This window comes from Streptomyces turgidiscabies Car8 (assembly GCF_000331005.1).
In the GTDB taxonomy this organism is placed as follows: domain Bacteria; phylum Actinomycetota; class Actinomycetes; order Streptomycetales; family Streptomycetaceae; genus Streptomyces; species Streptomyces turgidiscabies.
The window spans coordinates 1-2,365 of sequence record NZ_AEJB01000100.1; the positions used below are offsets into that span (position 1 = coordinate 1).

The 2,365-nt window shown below is 68.5% G+C and carries 1 protein-coding gene; it reads right to left on the reverse strand.

From position 1 onward, the window contains the following. Window positions 1–9: 9 nt before the first annotated feature. A partial coding sequence (locus STRTUCAR8_RS05535) for a RelA/SpoT family protein (protein ID WP_044471679.1) occupies window positions 10–2,365 on the reverse strand: 2,356 nt, incomplete at its 5' end.

The following is a 2,365-nucleotide window of genomic DNA, read 5'->3' on the forward strand; positions in this document are numbered from 1 at the left end:
CGCGCCGGGTTACGGCCTGCGGGCCGAGGTCACCCGGTACACGTCGTAGACGCCCTCTACGCCCCTGACGGCCTTCAGGACGTGGCCCAGGTGCTTCGGGTCGCCCATCTCGAAGGTGAAGCGGGAGGTGGCCACCCGGTCCCTCGACGTCTGGACGGCCGCCGACAGGATGTTGACGTGCTGGTCGGACAGGACACGGGTGACGTCCGAGAGGAGACGGGAGCGGTCCAGCGCCTCGACCTGGATGGCGACCAGGAAGACCGAGGACTGGGTGGGCGCCCACTCGACGTCGAGGATGCGCTCGGGCTCCCGGTTCAGTGACTCGATGTTCACGCAGTCGTTGCGGTGAACCGATACGCCGCTACCGCGCGTGACGAACCCGATGATGGGGTCGCCGGGTACGGGCGTACAGCAGCGGGCGAGCTTCACCCAGACGTCGTCGACGCCCTTGACGACCACACCCGGGTCGTTGTTGCTGCGCCGCTTGCGGCCACGGGCGGGCGGAACGGACTCGTCGATCTCCTCGGTGGCCGCCTCCTCGCCGCCGAGCGCCTGCACGAGCTTCTGCACGACGTTCTGCGCGGCCACATGGCCCTCGCCGATCGCCGCGTACAGGGACGAGATGTCCGGGTAGCGCATCTCGTGGGCGAGGGTGACGAGGGAGTCGCCGGTGAGGATGCGCTGGATCGGCAGGTTCTGCTTGCGCATCGCGCGCGCGATGGCGTCCTTGCCCTGTTCGATCGCCTCGTCGCGCCGCTCCTTGGAGAACCAGGCGCGGATCTTGTTGCGGGCGCGCGGCGACTTGACGAAGCCGAGCCAGTCGCGGGAGGGCCCCGCGCCGGCCGCCTTGGAGGTGAAGACCTCCACCAGGTCGCCGTTGTCGAGGGTGGACTCCAGCGGTACGAGGCGGCCGTTGACCCGGGCCCCTATGGTCCGGTGGCCGACCTCGGTGTGCACGGCATACGAGAAGTCGACCGGAGTCGCTCCCGCCGGCAGCGCTATCACGTCTCCCTTGGGCGTGAAGACGAAGACCTCGTTACGGGACAGGTCGAAGCGCAGGGACTCCAGGAACTCGCCGGGGTCCTCGGTCTCCTTCTGCCAGTCGAGGAGCTGCCGCAGCCAGGCCATGTCGTTGAGGTGATCGTCCTTGCCGGTGGCCCTCGGCTGGTCCGACCGCACCTTGGAGGCACCGGCGACGGCCTCCTGCTTGTACTTCCAGTGCGCGGCGATGCCGTACTCCGCGCGGCGGTGCATGTCGAACGTACGGATCTGGAGTTCGACGGGCTTGCCGTTGGGCCCGATGACCGTCGTGTGCAGCGACTGGTACATGTTGAACTTGGGCATCGCGATGTAGTCCTTGAACCGGCCGGGGACCGGGTTCCAGCGCGCGTGCACGGTGCCGAGGGCCGCGTAACAGTCGCGGACGGTGTCGACAAGTACACGAATACCCACGAGGTCGTAGATCTCCGCGAAGTCACGGCCTCGGACGATCATCTTCTGGTAGACGCTGTAGTAGTGCTTCGGGCGGCCGGTGACCGTCGCCTTGATGCGGGCCGCGCGCAGGTCGGACTGGACCTCGTCGGTCACTATGGCCAGGTACTCGTCACGCTTCGGTGCGCGCTCGGCCACCAGCCGGACGATCTCGTCGTACATCTTGGGGTAGAGGATCGCGAAGGCGAGGTCCTCCAGCTCCCACTTGATGGTGTTCATGCCCAGGCGGTGGGCGAGCGGCGCGTAGATCTCCAGCGTCTCGCGCGCCTTCTTCTCCTGCTTCTCGCGCTTGAGATAGCGCATCGTGCGCATGTTGTGCAGCCGGTCGGCGAGCTTGATGACCAGGACGCGCGGGTCCTTGGCCATGGCGACGACCATCTTGCGTACGGTCTCGGCCTGCGCGGCCTCGCCGAACTTGACCTTGTCCAGCTTGGTGACGCCGTCGACGAGGAGCGCCACGGAGTCGCCGAAGTCGCGGCGGAGCTGGTCCAGTCCGTACTCGGTGTCCTCGACCGTGTCGTGCAACAGGCCCGCCATGAGCGTCGCCGGGTCCATGCCGAGCTCGGCGAGGATCGTGGTGACGGCCAGCGGGTGGGTGATGTACGGGTCGCCGCTCTTGCGCTTCTGGCCGCGGTGCCAGCGCTCGGCGACCTGGTAGGCGTTCTCGATCTGGCGGAGCGTCGCCGTCTCGATCTTCGGGTCGTGGCCACGCACGATCCGCAGCAACGGTTCCAGCACCGGGTTGTACGGGTTGGAGCGCTGCACACCGAGCCGGGCCAGCCGGGCGCGTACCCGGTTGGGGGAGGCGGAGCGGGCGGGCGGCTGGCAGGACGCCGGGCGGACCGCGGGCGCGGGGGGCGGGGTGGGGGCGGGC